Origin of the sequence: Gluconobacter sp. Dm-73 (assembly GCF_018256215.1) — a bacterium.
Lineage (GTDB): Bacteria > Pseudomonadota > Alphaproteobacteria > Acetobacterales > Acetobacteraceae > Gluconobacter > Gluconobacter cadivus.
The window spans coordinates 51,059-67,703 of record NZ_JAERLW010000002.1 but is presented as its reverse complement, the minus strand read 5'-3'; the positions used below and the strand labels follow the sequence as shown (position 1 = coordinate 67,703).

Below are 16,645 nucleotides of genomic sequence, written 5' to 3'. Positions count from 1 at the left end.
GTAAAAAAACGGGACAGATCAGGCGAAAGGCGGGCGTCCGCCGGGTTTACCCCCGGGGCCACCCATGCCCTTCATCAGATCCGCCAGACCTCCTGCACCACCCATGCCGCGCATCAGGCCACCAAGGCCCATCTTGCTGATGCGTTTCATCATGGTGGACATGTCGTTGAACTGTTTGAGCAGGCGGTTGATCTCCGGAACCGTGGTTCCCGAGCCTGCCGCAATGCGCTTTTTGCGGGACGCCTTGATGATCTCCGGCGTCTTGCGCTCCTGCTTCGTCATCGAGGAAATGATGGCTTTGTGACGCTTGAAGATCGACGTATCGAGCTCCTTGTCGCCCAGCATATCCTTGATCTTTCCCATCCCCGGCATCATGCCGAGAATGCCGGAAATCGAGCCCATGCGGTTGATCTGGTTGATCTGGGACACATAGTCATCCAGATCGAACTTCCCCGCGAGCATCTTCTTGGCGACGCGCTCACCTTCCTCGTGATCGAGGGTTTCAGCAGCACGTTCCACCAACCCGGCAACGTCACCCAGGCCGAGAATACGGCCCGCGACACGCTCGGGATGGAATTCTTCAAGCGCTTCGAGGTTCTCGCCCGAACCGGTCAGCTTGATCGGCGCGCCCGTGATGGCCTTCATGGACAGGGCCGCGCCACCGCGGGCGTCGCCGTCCATCCGGCTCATGACAACACCGGTAATGCCGACAGCTTCGTTGAAGGCCTTTGCGGTGTTGACGGCGTCCTGACCGGTCATCGCATCAACGACCAGCAATGTCTCGGCAGGCTTGGTGAGCGTGCGGATTTCCCGCACTTCATCCATCAGCGCTTCGTCGATGGACAGACGGCCTGCCGTATCGAGAATGACGACGTCATAACCTTCGAGACGACCGGTCTCGAGCGCACGCTTTGCGATCTGGACAGGCGACTGTCCGGCAATGATCGGCAGAGCCTGAACGCGACCCGTCTTGGCGTTGACGCGCTCGGCCAGCTGCTGAAGCTGAAGCTGCGCGGCCGGACGCTGGACGTCGAGACTGGCCAGAAGGACTTTCTTGTTCTCACGACCGGACAGGCGCAGGGCGATCTTGCCGGACGTCGTCGTCTTACCCGAACCCTGCAGACCCACCATCAGCACCGGAACCGGCGGATTAGCGGACAGGTTCAGCGGAACCGCCCCTGCCCCGCCCAATGCGTCGATCAGGGCATCGTTGACGATCTTGGCGACAGCCTGACCAGGAGAAACGCTTTCCAGCACTTCCTGCCCAACAGACCGCTCACGAACCTTGTTGACGAAGTCCCGCACCACAGGCAGAGCAACGTCTGCCTCCAGCATGGCGAGACGTACTTCACGCATGGCCTCGGTGACATCAGCCTCCGAGAGCTTCCCGTTCTTGGAAAGCCCTTCGAGGACACCGGACATCTTGCCTGAGAGTTGATCGAACAACGGGTCACCTTAAAAGCAAACAGAAACACGCCACTGCGCGAGTCTTCGCGAGGTGGCGTGTCCGGAAACAGAGTTCGTCTATCGCCTTGCCGCCGAGGCGTCAAGCGATAGACGCAGAAACCTCGGTTTTCAGGGCATGTCGTCCGGTTCGCCTTCTGGCGGATGCCCCATCAGAGCCTTCATCTGTTCATGAAGGTCCTTGAGCTTGTCCATGGTCTCTTTGCCCTGCTGGCGCTGAGCAGGCGTCAATAGATCATGAAGCTGCTCCATGGTTTCGAGATGCAGCGCGGAGACTTTCGCCTTGAGGGCGTTTTCCTGCCCACTCAGATCCGTCAGCGTTACACGATCCAGATCGCCGACAGCACTGAGGGCATCGTGGATCTTGTCCTCAATCGCCCGCCCTTCGAGACGAAGCGCGCGCTCATCCTGATGAGCCTTTTCAAAAATGGCCTTGAGCTTTGTTTTCTGAGCCGCCGTCAGCGTAACGCCGGGAGGAACAGGAGGCATCATATGGCCGGGAGCGCCACGCGGACCTCCCGGAGGCGGCTGAACCCAATCGGACGCATGGTGCGCCTGCGCCGAAGCCAGAAGAGGAGTTCCCATCAGGCCTAGAGCCGCAATGACGGGAAGAAAAACAACAGGACGAAGGATCGTCATGGACGTCATATCCTTGGAGGTTATGGCAGCCGGAAACGCACAAGGCGCCTTCCATGACGTTCTAGATGGCATGCTTCAATGTTGCTGAGTTCCCCCTCCTCCGTTTCAAAGAGTAAGGAGAGAGGGTATATGTAACATAGCGACTTGACGGCAAATGCTTCCCGTCGCATGAAGCATCCAGATCCGAACAGAAGTCTTCAGAAATGAAGTCTGCCGGATGGAGAGGTGGCCGAGTGGTTGAAGGCAGCGGTCTTGAAAACCGCCGTGCGTGGAAGCGTACCGTGGGTTCGAATCCCACCCTCTCCGCCAGATGAATCAAAAAACCCAAAATTTTTCAGGCAGTTATCTGATTTATCAAAATCGATCCCATCTTGGGTCCCATCTTAAAAAATGCGTCATCGTGCAGCGCCCGGACGCGATATGCGTCGTCCTGTAAATTTATCGATGCGACCTGTGACTGAAATCCTGTGTTTCTCAGGGGCATCCAGATAATCTGAGGACGCAACTGAAGCAGCGATCCGCAAAAACTCGCTCAGAAATTTCTTGAAATCGTCGTCCGTGTTCGGCTAACGTTCTTAAGTTAGCTGACACTACAGTACGAAAAACTTCTAGCAAGCCCAGAAGGCTCTCTGCCACCGCTTCAAGCAGAGACCCTGTAGAACACTGAACGCCGAAAAAAACCAAACGAAATTAGTATCATCGTTAGTCCCCTGAGGGGCTGGTTGGAAAGGCGTATCATGAGTTCTGTTTTCCCCCTTCGTCGCTCTGACGACATCTTCATAACGCGTCGGGAAGCTTCTGAGCGACTACGCGTGTCCCTCTCGACGATCGACAGATATGTCGCTGCGGGCGAGCTCGAACGCTTGAAAATCGGTCCAAGGCGAACTCTGTTTCGACTGCGCGATGTCGAAAGACTCGTCCGTCGTGACGGCAGCGCTTCTTCCGCCATGCAGACCACACTGAGCAACGTCTGGTCGTAGCTGCTGATTTTATCAGCGCAGGATATCTGCGGATCTTTCCTTTCCATGATGAAAGCTAGCGCTATGTTTGACGTCGCTGAGATTGACTTTGCTTGGGACAGCCCTTGGGACTCCCTGGAGATGAAATGCGTCTATCAGGATATTGTTTTCTGGATCCTGTGTGATGTTACTCGAGAGATTGACCCCTATTACAAGACTAATTGCTACAAAGTAGATGATCCTGATAATATATTTGCAAGACCAACTACCGTAAATGACTTACATAAATTATTTGAGGCATGTCCTTCGGATATTTCTAAAGGATGGTTCCTATTCAACAGAACAAGCAGTAATTTTTCAGACACTAAGGTTTTTGAGATACTTAACACATTTCTTTTCCTGAAAGACAAATCTACGATTGCACAGCCAACGGTAGATGAAATCATGGAGCTTTTGTTTGCCAGTGCTTCGCATTGGTCAGATAAACTGACGATTAAAGATCTCCTGCCGCAGCTGGCTTCTGGCAGGATGATCCAGGTCCATGATCAGTCCCCGTCTGGAGGGCTGCCGCTGAACGTTATCGCGGAGCAAGTTCTGTTTTATAAAAGGCCGATACGATCTGACGAGCAGCTTATTCTTGCCCGTGCTTTGACATATCTTGGATGGCGACGGCATCGTACCGCCCAGACGCGCCGATGGATTGCTCCCCCTGATTTTCCGAAGAGAGATCCTGGTAAACATCGGTGGTATTACAGGTGAACACGTCCGCCAAAGCACGGCGACTTCGCGGGTACCTTTGCACGCGAGAAAGCATCACGCAGGCGACTATCGCGGCGTTTGACGGTCATCATAGCCCTATCGCCCGGGTTTGACCTGACCAACATGAGGATCGATAGATACCAGCAAAAACGGCTGGTGACTGCGGGAATGTCCCTGATGGAACATCGAAAGACGATCCAGTTGCGCGACGGGCAGCCAGAGACGACCGTCCGGAGCAAGGCAAGGTGCATCAGCCCAGTGCAGACGTGAATCCGAGATCAGTTTCGTGATCTTTCCGGAAGCGTCCCTGCGATAGACGCCGTTATCCTTCAGATTGGTGAAGTAAAAGTTTCCTGCAGCATCCATGGCGCTGCCTCCGATCGGAGGTAAATCTGCCCAGGGTCTCACAGCCGCAGACAGATCGGTTGACGACACATTGGGATCATCGAGCAAAGCTGTCGGAACTTGAGAGCACGGCCCTTCAAGCGGCCCGAAATACAGCCATTTCCCGTCCGGACTGACTTCAAGCGGATCGACGTTCACCAGAAGCGGCTGATGCGGGTGGCTCTCCACGACGTGTCCGTCCATGACAATCGGTCGATCTGTCCGTGCGCGTGTGGAAACATCGTTGTCCAGAACACGACGTGCCTGACCTGTTTTGATATCAAGAACGATCAGCGCTGCTTTGCCCGCATCCGTCAGATAAGCATGCCTCCCGTTGAAACGGATATCGTCGATATAGCTGCCTGCCTGCGCGATCTCTGGCCCCAGAGGATAGATCCGCAGCACATGACTTGTTGCCGGATCAATGCGGACCAGTTTGGCTCCTTCAGGTATGGGAGCACCTCCAAAAGACGGAGTTCCAGTATCAACAACCCAGAGCGTGCCGTCAGGAGCAACGTGGAGGGCATTGACGCTGACAAACCGATGCGTTGCATCCTGCCCGGGTTTCCAGCCATTCCAGTCAGCATCTGGAAAAGGCTTTATCTTTCCATTCTTTGTCAGAAGACCCACGGCCGGTCCGGAAAACCCGCTCCAGCGAGGGCCTGAGACAAACACATGACCGCCAGCAAGCGCTACGGCGTTCCAGTCTATTGCGTTAGTAGTCGCCTCAATCCTGATGGTCTGAGCACGGGAAGGATCAGGATGCCCGCATACCCCAACGAAACCCGTGAAAACGGCAATGGCGATCCTGCGCAGGCCTTTTTCTAGGAAAGCATGCCGTGGACGTTGCTTCATGACTCCCATGATGTCAGATCCCGGCAATAAAACCGGACGGCGTACCGTCAGCAGGATCGACGAACACCACGTCGTCTGGAGCCCGTCGCGGCGTATCAATGGCCAGAAAAACGACTGGATGGCTCAGAATGCGGGGTACGGCATGCACGGCCCGACGGGGGAACACCAGAAGATGGCCGGGGGCAAACGGCGCCTCCTCCTTGGGATCATCTATCCAGAATGTGCCTGTCCCGGACAGGACATGAAGCACTTCATCGCACTGGGTATGGTAATGCGGCGGCACCTCCCGATAGATCCGGAAGACCCGGATGCTGGCTTCCGGCTTGTCCGTCAGATAAGTGTCCAGCAGCATCGTGTCTGCCGTTTCGGGAAACGCCGTCGCAATTTTATTGAGATCGAAGCGACCTCCCGTCCGGTTCAGGGTCATCAGATGCTCTTCGTCATTCATGAGGTCTGCTCCTCTCAAGCGCTTTGACTGTTTTCGCCATGATCGTCTCCGTTCAGGCAGGAAAACCTTCGAGCACGATCTTGCCTTTTGCCTGACCACTCTCGATCAGAGCGTGAGCCTCCCTCAGATTGGCGGCGGTGATATGCCCGAGATTTTTGCCGAGCGTCGTGCGAAGACGGCCTTCATCTATTAGACGCGACACATCGTTCAGGAGTTTCCCCTGTGCGCTGATGTCTACCGTTCCGAACAGTGAGCGGGTAAACATCAGCTCCCAGTGCAGGGAGAGGCTTTTGCGCTTGAGTGATACGGCATTGAGTTCAGCAGGATCATCAATCAGGCCGAAATGTCCCTGAGGGGCAAGAAGTTCGACGATCTCTGCCAGATGCCGATCTGTCTGCGTCGTTGAAAAAACAAAACCGGGGGCACCCGTAGGAAGGGCAGCAACCTGTGTGGCCAGAGGCTTACTGTGATCGATTACGTAATCTGCCCCGAGAGATGTGACCCAGTCCTGCGTTTCGGGGCGCGAAGCCGTGGCAATGACCGTGATATCAGTCAGAACCTTGGCCAGCTGGATCGCCATGGAACTGACTCCACCTGCGCCTCCAATGATCAATATGGACGGCGTCGCTCCCGGGACAGGCCGACGAACGTCCAGGCGATCGAAAAGCATCTCCCAGGCGGTGATTGCTGTCAGCGGTAAGGCCGCGGCTTCGGCCCAGTTCAGGGAGCGGGGTTTGCGACCGATAATCCGCTCATCGACCAGATGAAACTCCGCGTTGATCCCTGAGCGATTGATCGCCCCCGCATAAAAGACCTCATCGCCGACAGAGAAATCCGTGACGTCCGGTCCAGTGCCCACGACAACGCCTGCCGCATCCCAGCCCAGAACGCGCCACTGACCCGCCTCCGGTGTTGCGCTGCGGCGGACTTTTGTATCAACCGGATTGACCGACACGGCCCTGATTTCCACCAGAAGATCCCGGCCCGAAGGGACGGGTTTCGGTAGATCAATATCCTGAAGAGACGCCGGATTTTCGATGGGAAGCGGCGTCTGATAACCGATGGCCCGCATGATGTCTGCTCCTCTGTTGAATGAGGAGAAGAGTGAGCACTATGCTGTTTTCAGACAAGAACGCACTTTTAACGCCCATAGTGTCGGAAATGATACCGTTATGACCCGTATCCGCCATCAGTCACTTGATTGCAGCCCCGGCTGCGCTGTTGAGGCAACGCTTCAGCTCATCGACGGGAAATGGAAAGGCGTGATCCTCTATCATCTGCTTCAGAGGACCTTACGCTTCAACGCCATCCGCAAGCGACTGCCCAACATCACGCAGAGAATGCTGACAACCCAGCTTCGCGAACTGGAGCGTGACGGGTTCGTGTTACGGACGGTTTATCCCGAAGTTCCGCCCAAGGTGGAGTACAGCCTGACCCCACGCGGCCAGACTCTCGAACCCGTCATCATGGCGCTCAAGAAATGGGGGGACGAACATACGGTTTTCAAGCCCGATCCTGCGGGCTGCAAAGGTCAGGACGAAGCATTTTGGCCTGTCATTGACTCCTTTTCGGCCGCTGAATGAACACTCCGGAAATACTGGGTGAGAAGAAGCCATAGGGGATTTTCGATCCATCTCCATGGTTCGTGTTTCTTAGCGCGAAGTTTCACCACTGATGAGAGCTTGGGGAAGTATCAGCCCCATCAAGGCGACAAAGATGAGCAAAACCCCCACGCTTCCGAGCGCGATGGGAAGGTTTGCACTCTGGGCGACAAACCCCAGGGCCGCAGGGCCAACCAGAATTCCTGAATATCCGAGCATTGTTATGGCCGACACTGCAAGATGTTCTGGCATGAAAGTCTGTCTTCCAACGGCTGAATAAAGCACTGGAACTACGTTGGCACACCCTGCGCCAACCAGTGCGTAGCCCACAAGGGTCAGCTGCCAGACCGGAAACATCGTCACCAGAAACATTCCCATGGCAGCCAGAAGACTTCCACCTACGACCAGCACACGGCCGGGGATGTGGCGAACCAGCCGATCTCCCAGCAATCTCCCGACTGTCATTGTGGAAGCAAACGCAACGTATCCTAGCCCCGTATAGCGCATCTCGACGTGGCGCACTGTCGCTAGGAAGACCGCGCTCCAGTCGATGGCAGCTCCTTCCGCCAGAAAGACGATAAAGCACATAATCCCTATGATCAGAACGATCCCATGAGGGAGAGCAAAGGCGGTCCCGGCGTCCGAACTGGTTCGCCCGGTCAGTAGACCAGGGAGCGCCAGACATGCACTCAGAAACAGCAAAACAACAACGACAAGAGAGGCCTGAGTGGGCGTGCAGCCAAGGCTGAGCAGGCTGCTCACGCCTATGGCTCCGAGGAGGCCACCTACGCTGAAAAGGCCATGAAAGCCCGACATCATGGTTTTTTGGCACGCGCGCTCGACAATAACAGCCTGGACATTGACGACGCAGTCAATCGATCCAACCCCCGCGCCGAAAATAACCAGGGCAGCGACAAGGAAAGGCATAAAGTCTGAAGACGCCAGAACAGGCAAAGCGCAGCAGACGGCCAGGGTGGCCATTGCAATGATCCACCGGCAGCCGAAGCGTCCAGCCAGACTTCCAGCAACGGGCATGGCGATGATCGATCCCATCCCCAGACATAAAAGGAGCAGACCAAGATGGGCGTCTGTGAGGCCGCATCGCAGTTTGACATAGGGAATGATCGGCGCCCATGCCGCACCCGAAAAACCGGCGATGAGGAATGCCAAACGGGTCGAGTGCTGGGCCCGGAGCGAAGCTGGGTGAGGATTGCCCATCAATGACACGTCAAAAAACCTTTATTTTCATGCGGTAGGGAGGCCCTGATCAGAGGGGCTTCCGGCGTGATTTCACAGGGGCAAGCTGCCGGACCGTTTGATTTCGCGGATTGAGAAATGCGTATGCATTTCCTTGATGCACCCCAGCATCCGGATTTGCCGCATTGAGAGGTTATGAAAATCGTCCATGTCCCGGACGACGATCTGTAGCAGATAATCATATTTTCCCGAGACATTATGACAGGCGATCACTCCGGGCATTTTCGAGACTGCGCTTTCAAACCCGGTCATCGTTTCTTCTGAATGGTCGTCGAGCATGATGCTGAGAAACGCCAGAAGATTGAGGCCAAGCGCTTTTGCGTCCAGTTCTGCATGGTATCCCGCAATGCAGTCGGCTTCCAGCCGCTTCAGCCGTTTCCAGCACGCGGGCGCGGAAATACCGACCCGCTGCGCCAGATCGCTGTTGCTCAGGCGTCCATCCGCCTGAAGCGTCTGTAAAATCGTACGGTCGATCTGATCCAGCTTTATCATCGGGCAAAGTTAATATTCTTTCCCGAATACGTCGATGAAGTCAGATTTTTGAAAACACATTTTGTCAGGGATTTCCTACGTTCAAAGGAAATGGAGACAAAATGAGTAAGAAAATGAATGATCGCACGCTCCTAGCCCATGCTGCTGTCAATCCATCAGAGCACCATGGGTTCATCAATCCCCCCCTTTATCGCGGTTCGACTGTCGCCTTTCCCACTGTCGCTGCTCTGGCTGGGAGGACGCAGCCCTATCGTTACGGTCGGTGGGGTAACCCAACCTCAACCGCACTGTGTGAGGCTATCAACGCGCTGGAAGGAGCTATCGGCACGGTGCTCTGCCCGTCCGGTCTGACGGCCTGCACCACAGCGATCCTGGCGGTATGTGGTGCAGGCGATCATCTGCTGGTTCCCGACAGCGTTTACGGCCCGGTCCGACATTTCTGTGATACGGCGGCGCGACGAATGAATATCGAGACCACCTATTACGATCCGCGCGTTGGGGCTGGCATTGCCGAACTGCTCCAACCCAATACCCGTGCCGTCTTCCTCGAATCTCCTGGCTCTGGCACGTTCGAAATTCAGGATGTTCCCGCTATCGCCGCCGTAGCCCATGAGCGTGATATCTTCGTCCTGATGAATAATAGCTGGGCAACGCCTCTGTTCCTGAAGCCACTGGAACTGGGTGTTGATCTGTCCATCATGGCGGCAACGAAATATATCGGTGGTCATTCCGACGTGATGCTGGGCACGATCGCCTGTGGCCCCCGGGCGTGGGAGCAGGTCAGAGACATGCATTTCCAGCTTGGCCAGTACGTCGGACCAGACGATGTGACGCTTGTTCTGCGCGGGCTTCGTACCCTCGATGTCCGTCTGCAACGGCATCAGGAAAGTGCGTTGACCATTGCCCACTGGCTGGAACAGCGGCCTGAAGTCTCGCGTGTCTTTTATCCCGCGCTCCCGTCTCATCCGGATCATGCTCTGTGGCAGCGGGATTTCCGAGGGGCCAGCGGCTTGCTGTCATTCGTGACCCGTAGTCCGTCATCCGATTTCGTGGCAGCTATGATCGACGGTCTGAAGCTGTTTACGATCGGCTATAGCTGGGGTGGTTTTGAAAGTCTGGCGCTGCCCGTGGATCCCCGTTCCCTGCGCACTGCAACACAATGGACGGAAACCGGGCATCTCATACGGTTGCATATCGGTTTGGAAGACGTCGATGACCTGATGGCTGACCTTGAAGAGGGTTTCAGCCGCCTGAGAGCGATGGAAGCGCAGAAAAACCTATGACAGACAGATCATGCCTGACCCGGCCAAAATGTCTGGTGCAGACAGCATGCGGAATTGATTCGCGTGATGCCTGCACTCAATGATTTTTTTATAACCCATCAGGATGGGAAGGATGTGTAAGACATATCATTCCCGGATGGCACGCTTGGGTTAAGGAGAAACGGCATTATGACACTACACACTTGGTGGCTCTTTCTGGCAGCTGTTTTTCTACTCTCGGGCACGCCGGGCCCCAATATGCTGCACATTCTGTCGCGCAGTGTTGATCTTGGTATGAAGCGAAGCACTGCTGCCATGGCTGGGTGCCTCACAGCACTCGTGACTGTTTTGACAGCGTCATCTGTAGGATTAACCACGCTGCTTATGGCGCTTCCGGGCGCATTCGAAATTCTGAGATATGTCGGTGTCGCCTATCTGCTTTATCTCGGCATCAAAGCGTGGCGCAGCGATGTTGCACCTCTCGATGTCGGTGAGGACAAGCTCCCTGTGTCTCTCTCCCCGGCCATTCTGTTTCGGGGCGGCTTTATCATCGGTATCAGTAATCCCAAGCTTCTTCTGTTCGCAGCAGCTTTTCTCCCGCAATTTGTTAATCCCGCTGCCGCACAGGCCCCTCAGTTTGCAATCCTTGTTGCGAGCTTCTCGGCTGTCGAATGTTTTTGGTACGTCATTTATGCCGCAGGGGGGCGTTCGTTATCCCATTATCTGACCCGTCCCTCCATCAAACGCATCTTCAATCGTGTCACAGGAGTGATTTTCGTTGGGTTCGCAGCTCTTCTTCTGAAAACCCGCCCCAATTGAGTTTTGACATCAGATCCCCGCTTCGCCTGAATGATGACAGTCTGTTTTTGCGCGTTCGAATGATCTTTACGGATCAATGCTGCTTGGGTCTGGCCACGTCGCCAGCAGAATGGAGGGAAGCGCCGTCTCGATAAAAGTGCCGATCGGATCTGGCGTATCGAACAAGAGTGCAGGGCGGCCTTCTATCACCATATGCGCCAGTCCATGAGCCGTTGCCATTGCACTGGCCATATGGGGGCGAAAGACACGGTGATGCAGATTGGTTGGTTCGTGCCCGAAATAGGCTGCTGCGGCATGGGCATAGTGTGTCAGCGCTTCAAAAGAAGCCTTCATCAAATCAGCGTCTTTGAAATCAATCAGATCCACGCGGCAAATAAGCCGGAATAATCCGGGATTACGTGCGGCGAATGTCACGTAGCCCAGAGCCTGCGTCCGAAGATCCTGAGCCGGCATTCCGGATGACGGGAGAACATTCAGTTCCGCTCCGAGCTGCTTGAAAATCCGGATGGCAACAGCTGTCAGAAGCCCCTTTGTGCCATTGAAATGATGTGAGGGGGCTCCGGGAGAGACGCCAGCGGACTTCGCAGCTTTTCTCAGGGTAAACCCTTCAACGCCTTCGGCCCGGATGATGGCTTCTGATGCCACAATAAGCGCCGTCTTCAGATCACCGTGGTGATAGCTTTCCCGTGCTGTCACGCTCATATCACCTCCTGTGTGTTAATGTGAACATCGTTCAAATTGATGGTCGCTTCAATATATGCAATGTTCAGATGGAGAAATCACTCCACTGGGAGACGTTATATGACACAGCGCGCACTGATCGTAGGCCTCGGCATTGGCGGCATGTCTGCTGCCATTGCTTTAAAGCGTCAGGGCTGGACGCCTGTGATTGTCGAACGTGCTCCCGAGCGGCGGAAAGGCGGTTATTTCATCGGTTTGCGCGATGAAGGAAAAAATGCCGCCTCGGCTTTGGGTGTTCTGGATGTCATGGAAAAAAGAACCCCGGAAAACATTCGTTTCTGGGATGTGCGCAAGGATGGCACCCGCAGACGCATTGCCGATCTGACGCAAGAGACAAATGCGCCGATTGCTGTGCTGCGAGGGGATATCGAAGAAGCTCTCTGGTCCGGAATTGAAGGAAAGGTGGACGTCCGGTTCGGCACTGTCCCCGTGGCGATCGCGAATGGCGCCATGCAGGCTCAGGTCATACTCCGAACAGAAGGCGGTGGTGAAACGACGGAAACCTATAATCTTGTGATAGGGGCTGATGGCGTCCGTTCAACGGTGCGCAGACTGGTCTTTGGTCCGGATAAAGCGTTCTTCCATTCAATTGGCACGATGCTGTGTGCTTTTCCTTTGGCGCGGCCCGTCGAGGGCTTCAGAACTGGCGATGGCCTTATGGTCGCGGATGTAAAGCGCACTTTGACCGTCTTTCCTCTGGAAGGACGCCCTTCAACCGCACTTTTCTCGTACCGAACCAGAAATCCGGAAAAAGCTTCCAGAACAAATCCGCTTTCCACGCTGCGCCAGATATTTGCCGATCTGGATGTGGGCGGTATTATTTCCAAAGCTCTTGAGGATCTGGCAACAACAGACGACTTCCTTTTTGATTCCGTTCAGATGGTCAAAATGCCCCGATGGTCGAAAGGTCGTGTTCTGCTGCTTGGGGATTCAGCCTGGTGCCTGACACTGTATTCAGGCATGGGGGCTTCAGCCGGGATGCTTGGTGGACAGGTTCTCGGCGAAGCTTTCGCGGCTTGTTCGCAGGACATTGATGGTGCGCTGAAAATGTTCGAGGCCCGGATGCGTCCATTTGTCCGCAAGCATCAGAGATTCATCGCTCTGCGTTCCCAGTTGTTCGTCCCGTCAAACCGCTTTTCGCTCTGGGGGCGCCGTGTTCTGTGGCAGATCCTGCTGCGCTCCAGGAAATACCTCTTCCGCAAGAATGCATGAGGAAGGGGAAGGCAAGGCTGATATAGTCTATCTCTAGACCAGACCTTTCGTTTGTCTCTGAAAGCGGACGTTTGCCGAGAGATTGGGTGGCCGCCCGTGAGGCGCAGCATCGCAGTTTTATCGATTTTCATGGCGAATAAAAAAGGCATTAAGGGCAAGAAACGGAGTTCGTGAGGGCACCGAAGGCGACATAAGAATCCGTCTTTATCGCCAGGAATTTTTCGATGAACGATCCGCATCTCACGATTGAGCCGTCCATTCTTTATCTAGGGACTCCAGTTGTCCTGATCAGCACGGTTAATGAAGACGGAAGCTCTAATCTTGCGCCGATGTCAGCCGCGTGGTGGCTAGGCTGGAGAGCTATGCTAGGACTTCAGACGGCGTCAAAAACCCCACAGAATATGTTGCGCACAGGACAATGCGTCCTCAACCTGCCATCTCCGGCACAGGCTGAAGCAGTGAACAGGCTTGCTCGCCTTACTGGAAGCAAAAGCATTCCTGAATTCAAACAAAAACTGGGCTATACTTACGAGCCGTCCAAATTTGAAGTTGCGGGTCTTACACCCCTTGCGTCTCAAACGCTCAACGCGCCTCGTGTTCTGGAATGTCCAATTCAACTGGAAGCCGTTCTGGTCGCGCAGCACGGTATCATGGACGATGACCCTCAGGTTGCAGGCCTCATCTCGGCTTTCGAAGTGCGTATCACGCGTGTCCATGCGCATCCGGATATCCTTATGAAAGGATACGAGAATAGAATTGACCCGGATAAATGGCATCCTCTCATCATGAACTTCCAAAAACTGTACGGAGTTTCTGATGCTCAGATCGTGCCATCCCGTCTCGCCGAAATTGATGAAACAATTTATCGGATGCCTGATGTGGATCGGGCGCGTACAGAAAAGAACTGGCTCTGATGAAGAGCGCCGCAGCCGTGACAATGGCCTGTCGTCTTATCGAGGAAAGCGAAGAAAGCCTTTCGCTGACAGATCTTGCGCAGGCGGTTGGCCTGAGCAGCAGCTATTTTCATCGTACTTTTAAGGCCCATACCGGGCTTACACCCAAGGACTATGCTGCCGCACATCGTGCAAAGCGCGTTCGCGCGGCATTGGCGCGCGAGGCAACCATCACCAATGCGATCTACGATTCCGGCTTCAGTTCCAGTGGTCGGTTCTACGAAACGTCTCGCGCCATGCTTGGTATGACACCGTCACGTTACCGCAAAGGAGGAGCCGACGAAGATATTAAATTCGCGATTGCAAAGACAACGCTTGGTGATCTTCTCGTGGCTTCAAGTGCTGCGGGGGTGGCCGCTATTTTGCTTGGTGATGATCCTGAAGTGCTCCTTCGCCAACTTCAGGATATGTTCCCCAAAGCGCACCTGCTCGGTGCCGAAGCGGATTATGAAGCGGTTGTGGCTGAAGTTGTAGGATTTATTGAAGCACCTAAAATTGGACTTCACTTGCCGCTGGATATCAGAGGCACAGCATTTCAGCGCAGAGTATGGCAGGCCCTTCGCGATATTCCTTTTGGGGAGACGCGGTCTTACACTGCTGTTGCGGAATATATTGGTCTGCCACGCGCCACACGGGCAGTGGCAAAGGCCTGTGCGGCTAACAAGTTGGCTGTCGCAATTCCATGTCACCGTGTGATTCGCCGTGACGGCTCTCTGTCTGGTTATGCATGGGGCGTGGACCGTAAAGAGATCATACTGGACAGAGAGAAATTGCAAAAAGAGAATTGATCGTAAAATTATAACAATTAAAATCAAATACTAATTTTTAAAGTAATTGTATGTTTGTGCGTTAAGGATATTATTGATTTATAGATACAAAATAAATGCCCTTTTAGTCTGTGATGTGCTTCAGAGCGAACCGCATTGCACACCGGGAACCCTCTGGAAATCCATATGCCTGCTCCCTGTCGAGGATGGATATCAGGCGCTGATTCAACTCGTCATGCGTAAGGATCACGAAACCCATTTTGGAGTAAAATGGTGCATTCCATGGAATTTCCTGAAAAGTAGTCAAAGTTATATCTGCCAGCTCTTTGCGTAGAGCCCAGTGTTTAAGATGTTGTAGTAATGCTTTCCCGATCCCGCATCTCTGCCAGGACGACGCGACTGACATTTCAAGAATATGGACGTCCTTATGGTTCACAGAAGCTGTCAGAAAACCGACAGGCATATCTGCTGTATCCACAGCTACCCAGCATGTCTTTGTCTGTATAGAGCTTCGGTGCGCCTCCTCTGGCATCGTCTCTGAGGTCGCAATCCAGGCCAGTCCCGGCACAGACCTGAAAGATTGTGCTGCAGAAAGTTCAATGGCAGGCAGTTGCTCTATGTCCGTCAGACGTGCGTCACGGATCTGAAAAGTTTGCTTCTGGATGCGTGAATTCATGTTCAGGACTCTGCTGAGGCGTGTTGGCGCATATATACCGACGATATCAGGTAATGCTGGGCGGTATAGATGACAGGGCCAGAAAGCTGAGCGCCAGTAGCGTTACAAAATGAACTGAAATGGCATCAACCTCGCAGAACTGGTCGTGCAGTTTACCCAGATTTGTGATGGCAGACTGATACCTCTTCTTATTAAGACGACTGCCTTTTGATGATTGTTGCGGGATATAATGTGCCAAGAGCAGCGGGGGGTGCCGAGGGAAAATCGCGCTCAGTCTCTATAGAGGATCGCGTTGATAGGGAGTTCCCGGAAAACCTAAGAGCCTGTTTGGAAAATCGGTTTGATGTGATTCAAGCTCTGGATGTGGACGCCAGAGCAGAGGGGCCGGATGGCCAGGATCAGCCGCAAGACGAAACGCTACCCGTCTGACATGACGGACGAGGAATGGGAGCGGATTGCGCCATTGATGCCAGGCCCTGGGCGTCGTGGCCGTCCACGGGAAGTCGAATTCCGTGAGGTGATCAACGCGGTGCGTTATCTTGTTCGTTCAGGCTGCGGTTGGCGCATGCTGCCGATCCATTTCGGACACTGGCGCACGGTCTATGGCTGGTTTCGGGAACTGGCGCGACGGTTCCTGTTCCAGACCATTCATGACGTTGAACTGATGCTCGACCGGGAGCAGTCAGGCCGCGAGGCCAGTCCGACAGCGGCGGTGATCGACAGCCAGAGCATCAAGGCGCCTCATGCAAAGACAAGGGGTTACGATGCCGGCAAGAAGGTCGTCGGACGCAAGCGCCATATTGCCGTCGATACGGACGGGCGCCTCCTGATGGTCAACCTGACCCCGGCCGACATCTCCGACAGTGCCGGCGCCCAGATGATCCTGGATGCGATCCGCAAGCGTTGGCCATGGGTGAAGCATCTGTTCGCCGATGGCGCCTATGACCGCCTGCAGTTGATGGACAAGGCGACTTATCTGGATTTCATCGTCGAGATCATCCGCCGCCGCGACGGAGCAAAGGGCTTCGAGGTGCTGCCGCGACGTTGGGTGGTCGAGAGGACTTTCAGCTGGATGACCCGCTGGCGGCGGCTCGTGCGTGACTACGAACGCCGCGTCGACGTGTCACAGACCATGATCTTCGTTGCCATGGGCGCCAATCTCATGCGCAGAAATGCTCACCCGTGATTTTCCAAACAGGCTCTCAGCCCGCTTTAGGTCCTTGAATATCGCGCACTCTTGCGAGATTCAGGACCGAATGTGACGGGATATCATGAAACTTATCTTGGTGGCGGAGAGGGTGTCCGCCGATGTAGGGCGTCACGGAAAAGCAGATCAGCGTAATAACCCTTGTTTTTC

The 16,645-nt window shown here is 54.6% G+C and carries 18 protein-coding genes and 1 tRNA gene; 10 read left to right on the top strand and 9 right to left on the bottom strand.

Annotated elements, in window-relative coordinates; translation table 11 throughout:
- Positions 1 to 18: 18 nt before the first annotated feature.
- Both ffh and JK176_RS02225 read right to left on the bottom strand, forming a co-directional pair.
- Complete coding sequence (gene ffh, locus JK176_RS02230) at positions 19 to 1,446, bottom strand: signal recognition particle protein (protein ID WP_211586218.1); 1,428 nt, start codon at positions 1,444 to 1,446, stop codon at positions 19 to 21.
- 129 nt (positions 1,447 to 1,575) lie between these two features.
- Positions 1,576 to 2,103: a Spy/CpxP family protein refolding chaperone gene (locus JK176_RS02225; protein ID WP_249194134.1), complete on the bottom strand. Its 528-nt coding sequence runs from the start codon at positions 2,101 to 2,103 to the stop codon at positions 1,576 to 1,578.
- Positions 2,104 to 2,322: 219 nt separating this feature from the next.
- On the opposite strand from JK176_RS02225, the gene JK176_RS02220 reads away from it, so the two are divergent.
- The 3 genes from JK176_RS02220 (at position 2,323) to JK176_RS14905 (ending at position 3,821) form a co-directional block, all read left to right on the top strand.
- Positions 2,323 to 2,412: transfer RNA gene (locus tag JK176_RS02220), tRNA-Ser, on the top strand.
- A 428-nt stretch (positions 2,413 to 2,840) separates the two neighbouring features.
- The gene (locus JK176_RS02215; protein ID WP_035729032.1) at positions 2,841 to 3,083 is read left to right on the top strand and encodes an AlpA family transcriptional regulator; all 243 of its coding nucleotides are present in this window, start codon (positions 2,841 to 2,843) and stop codon (positions 3,081 to 3,083) included.
- A 45-nt stretch (positions 3,084 to 3,128) separates the two neighbouring features.
- On the top strand, positions 3,129 to 3,821 hold the full coding sequence (locus tag JK176_RS14905) for a hypothetical protein (protein WP_249194133.1): 693 nt from the start codon (positions 3,129 to 3,131) through the stop codon (positions 3,819 to 3,821).
- A 96-nt stretch (positions 3,822 to 3,917) separates the two neighbouring features.
- Here the strand turns inward: JK176_RS14905 and JK176_RS02205 are convergent, their stop codons facing one another.
- The 3 genes from JK176_RS02205 to JK176_RS02195 are packed head-to-tail and all read right to left on the bottom strand — an operon-like array spanning position 3,918 to position 6,580.
- On the bottom strand, positions 3,918 to 5,060 hold the full coding sequence (locus JK176_RS02205; protein ID WP_249194131.1) for a major royal jelly family protein: 1,143 nt from the start codon (positions 5,058 to 5,060) through the stop codon (positions 3,918 to 3,920).
- Positions 5,061 to 5,073: 13 nt separating this feature from the next.
- Positions 5,074 to 5,508 (bottom strand): cupin domain-containing protein, encoded by a 435-nt coding sequence (locus JK176_RS02200; protein WP_211586216.1) that lies wholly within the window; start codon positions 5,506 to 5,508, stop codon positions 5,074 to 5,076.
- 52 nt (positions 5,509 to 5,560) lie between these two features.
- Positions 5,561 to 6,580: a zinc-binding alcohol dehydrogenase family protein gene (locus tag JK176_RS02195; protein ID WP_211586214.1), complete on the bottom strand. Its 1,020-nt coding sequence runs from the start codon at positions 6,578 to 6,580 to the stop codon at positions 5,561 to 5,563.
- A 100-nt stretch (positions 6,581 to 6,680) separates the two neighbouring features.
- On the opposite strand from JK176_RS02195, the gene JK176_RS02190 reads away from it, so the two are divergent.
- Positions 6,681 to 7,091, top strand: coding sequence for a helix-turn-helix domain-containing protein (locus JK176_RS02190; protein WP_211586213.1), 411 nt, complete (start codon positions 6,681 to 6,683; stop codon positions 7,089 to 7,091).
- A gap of 69 nt (positions 7,092 to 7,160) precedes the next feature.
- Here the strand turns inward: JK176_RS02190 and JK176_RS02185 are convergent, their stop codons facing one another.
- A complete protein-coding gene (locus JK176_RS02185; RefSeq protein ID WP_211586212.1) occupies positions 7,161 to 8,327 on the bottom strand; it encodes an MFS transporter in 1,167 nt (388 codons plus the stop codon).
- A gap of 72 nt (positions 8,328 to 8,399) precedes the next feature.
- Entirely contained in the window at positions 8,400 to 8,858 is a 459-nt protein-coding gene (locus JK176_RS02180) for an Lrp/AsnC family transcriptional regulator (RefSeq protein WP_211586211.1), read from the bottom strand.
- 101 nt (positions 8,859 to 8,959) lie between these two features.
- Between JK176_RS02180 and metC the strand changes: the two genes are divergently transcribed.
- Both metC and JK176_RS02170 read left to right on the top strand, forming a co-directional pair.
- Positions 8,960 to 10,141, top strand: coding sequence for a cystathionine beta-lyase (gene metC, locus JK176_RS02175; RefSeq protein WP_249194130.1), 1,182 nt, complete (start codon positions 8,960 to 8,962; stop codon positions 10,139 to 10,141).
- A 168-nt stretch (positions 10,142 to 10,309) separates the two neighbouring features.
- The gene (locus tag JK176_RS02170; RefSeq protein WP_211586210.1) at positions 10,310 to 10,939 is read left to right on the top strand and encodes a LysE family translocator; all 630 of its coding nucleotides are present in this window, start codon (positions 10,310 to 10,312) and stop codon (positions 10,937 to 10,939) included.
- A gap of 66 nt (positions 10,940 to 11,005) precedes the next feature.
- On the opposite strand, the gene JK176_RS02165 is transcribed toward JK176_RS02170, so the two are convergent.
- A complete protein-coding gene (locus JK176_RS02165) occupies positions 11,006 to 11,641 on the bottom strand; it encodes a TetR/AcrR family transcriptional regulator (RefSeq protein WP_211586209.1) in 636 nt (211 codons plus the stop codon).
- A gap of 99 nt (positions 11,642 to 11,740) precedes the next feature.
- Here JK176_RS02165 and JK176_RS02160 point away from each other — a divergent pair, with 99 nt between their 5' ends.
- The 3 genes from JK176_RS02160 to JK176_RS02150 all read left to right on the top strand — a co-directional run bounded on the left by JK176_RS02160 (position 11,741) and on the right by JK176_RS02150 (position 14,633).
- Positions 11,741 to 12,892 (top strand): FAD-dependent monooxygenase, encoded by a 1,152-nt coding sequence (locus JK176_RS02160; protein ID WP_211586207.1) that lies wholly within the window; start codon positions 11,741 to 11,743, stop codon positions 12,890 to 12,892.
- A gap of 224 nt (positions 12,893 to 13,116) precedes the next feature.
- Positions 13,117 to 13,806: a flavin reductase family protein gene (locus JK176_RS02155; RefSeq protein WP_211586205.1), complete on the top strand. Its 690-nt coding sequence runs from the start codon at positions 13,117 to 13,119 to the stop codon at positions 13,804 to 13,806.
- Entirely contained in the window at positions 13,806 to 14,633 is an 828-nt protein-coding gene (locus JK176_RS02150; protein WP_211586203.1) for a bifunctional transcriptional activator/DNA repair enzyme AdaA, read from the top strand. The genes JK176_RS02155 and JK176_RS02150 overlap by 1 nt, the downstream gene beginning before the upstream one ends.
- A gap of 103 nt (positions 14,634 to 14,736) precedes the next feature.
- Here the strand turns inward: JK176_RS02150 and JK176_RS02145 are convergent, their stop codons facing one another.
- Complete coding sequence (locus JK176_RS02145) at positions 14,737 to 15,288, bottom strand: GNAT family N-acetyltransferase (protein WP_211586202.1); 552 nt, start codon at positions 15,286 to 15,288, stop codon at positions 14,737 to 14,739.
- A gap of 361 nt (positions 15,289 to 15,649) precedes the next feature.
- Here JK176_RS02145 and JK176_RS02140 point away from each other — a divergent pair, with 361 nt between their 5' ends.
- Positions 15,650 to 16,474, top strand: coding sequence for an IS5 family transposase (locus JK176_RS02140; protein ID WP_211586201.1), 825 nt, complete (start codon positions 15,650 to 15,652; stop codon positions 16,472 to 16,474).
- Positions 16,475 to 16,645 lie beyond the last annotated feature (171 nt).

Coding starts and splice junctions, on each gene's coding strand:
- JK176_RS14905 (WP_249194133.1), top strand. CDS start 3,129: ATGATGAAAGCTAGCGCTATGTTTGACGTCGCTGAGATTGACTTTGCT.
- JK176_RS02165 (WP_211586209.1), bottom strand. CDS start 11,641: ATGAGCGTGACAGCACGGGAAAGCTATCACCACGGTGATCTGAAGACG.
- JK176_RS02145 (WP_211586202.1), bottom strand. CDS start 15,288: ATGAATTCACGCATCCAGAAGCAAACTTTTCAGATCCGTGACGCACGT.
- JK176_RS02185 (WP_211586212.1), bottom strand. CDS start 8,327: ATGGGCAATCCTCACCCAGCTTCGCTCCGGGCCCAGCACTCGACCCGT.
- JK176_RS02180 (WP_211586211.1), bottom strand. CDS start 8,858: ATGATAAAGCTGGATCAGATCGACCGTACGATTTTACAGACGCTTCAG.
- JK176_RS02225 (WP_249194134.1), bottom strand. CDS start 2,103: ATGACGATCCTTCGTCCTGTTGTTTTTCTTCCCGTCATTGCGGCTCTA.
- JK176_RS02190 (WP_211586213.1), top strand. CDS start 6,681: ATGACCCGTATCCGCCATCAGTCACTTGATTGCAGCCCCGGCTGCGCT.
- metC (WP_249194130.1), top strand. CDS start 8,960: ATGAGTAAGAAAATGAATGATCGCACGCTCCTAGCCCATGCTGCTGTC.
- JK176_RS02205 (WP_249194131.1), bottom strand. CDS start 5,060: ATGAAGCAACGTCCACGGCATGCTTTCCTAGAAAAAGGCCTGCGCAGG.
- JK176_RS02215 (WP_035729032.1), top strand. CDS start 2,841: ATGAGTTCTGTTTTCCCCCTTCGTCGCTCTGACGACATCTTCATAACG.
- JK176_RS02195 (WP_211586214.1), bottom strand. CDS start 6,580: ATGCGGGCCATCGGTTATCAGACGCCGCTTCCCATCGAAAATCCGGCG.
- JK176_RS02150 (WP_211586203.1), top strand. CDS start 13,806: ATGAAGAGCGCCGCAGCCGTGACAATGGCCTGTCGTCTTATCGAGGAA.
- JK176_RS02140 (WP_211586201.1), top strand. CDS start 15,650: ATGTGGACGCCAGAGCAGAGGGGCCGGATGGCCAGGATCAGCCGCAAG.
- JK176_RS02200 (WP_211586216.1), bottom strand. CDS start 5,508: ATGAATGACGAAGAGCATCTGATGACCCTGAACCGGACGGGAGGTCGC.
- JK176_RS02155 (WP_211586205.1), top strand. CDS start 13,117: ATGAACGATCCGCATCTCACGATTGAGCCGTCCATTCTTTATCTAGGG.
- JK176_RS02160 (WP_211586207.1), top strand. CDS start 11,741: ATGACACAGCGCGCACTGATCGTAGGCCTCGGCATTGGCGGCATGTCT.
- JK176_RS02170 (WP_211586210.1), top strand. CDS start 10,310: ATGACACTACACACTTGGTGGCTCTTTCTGGCAGCTGTTTTTCTACTC.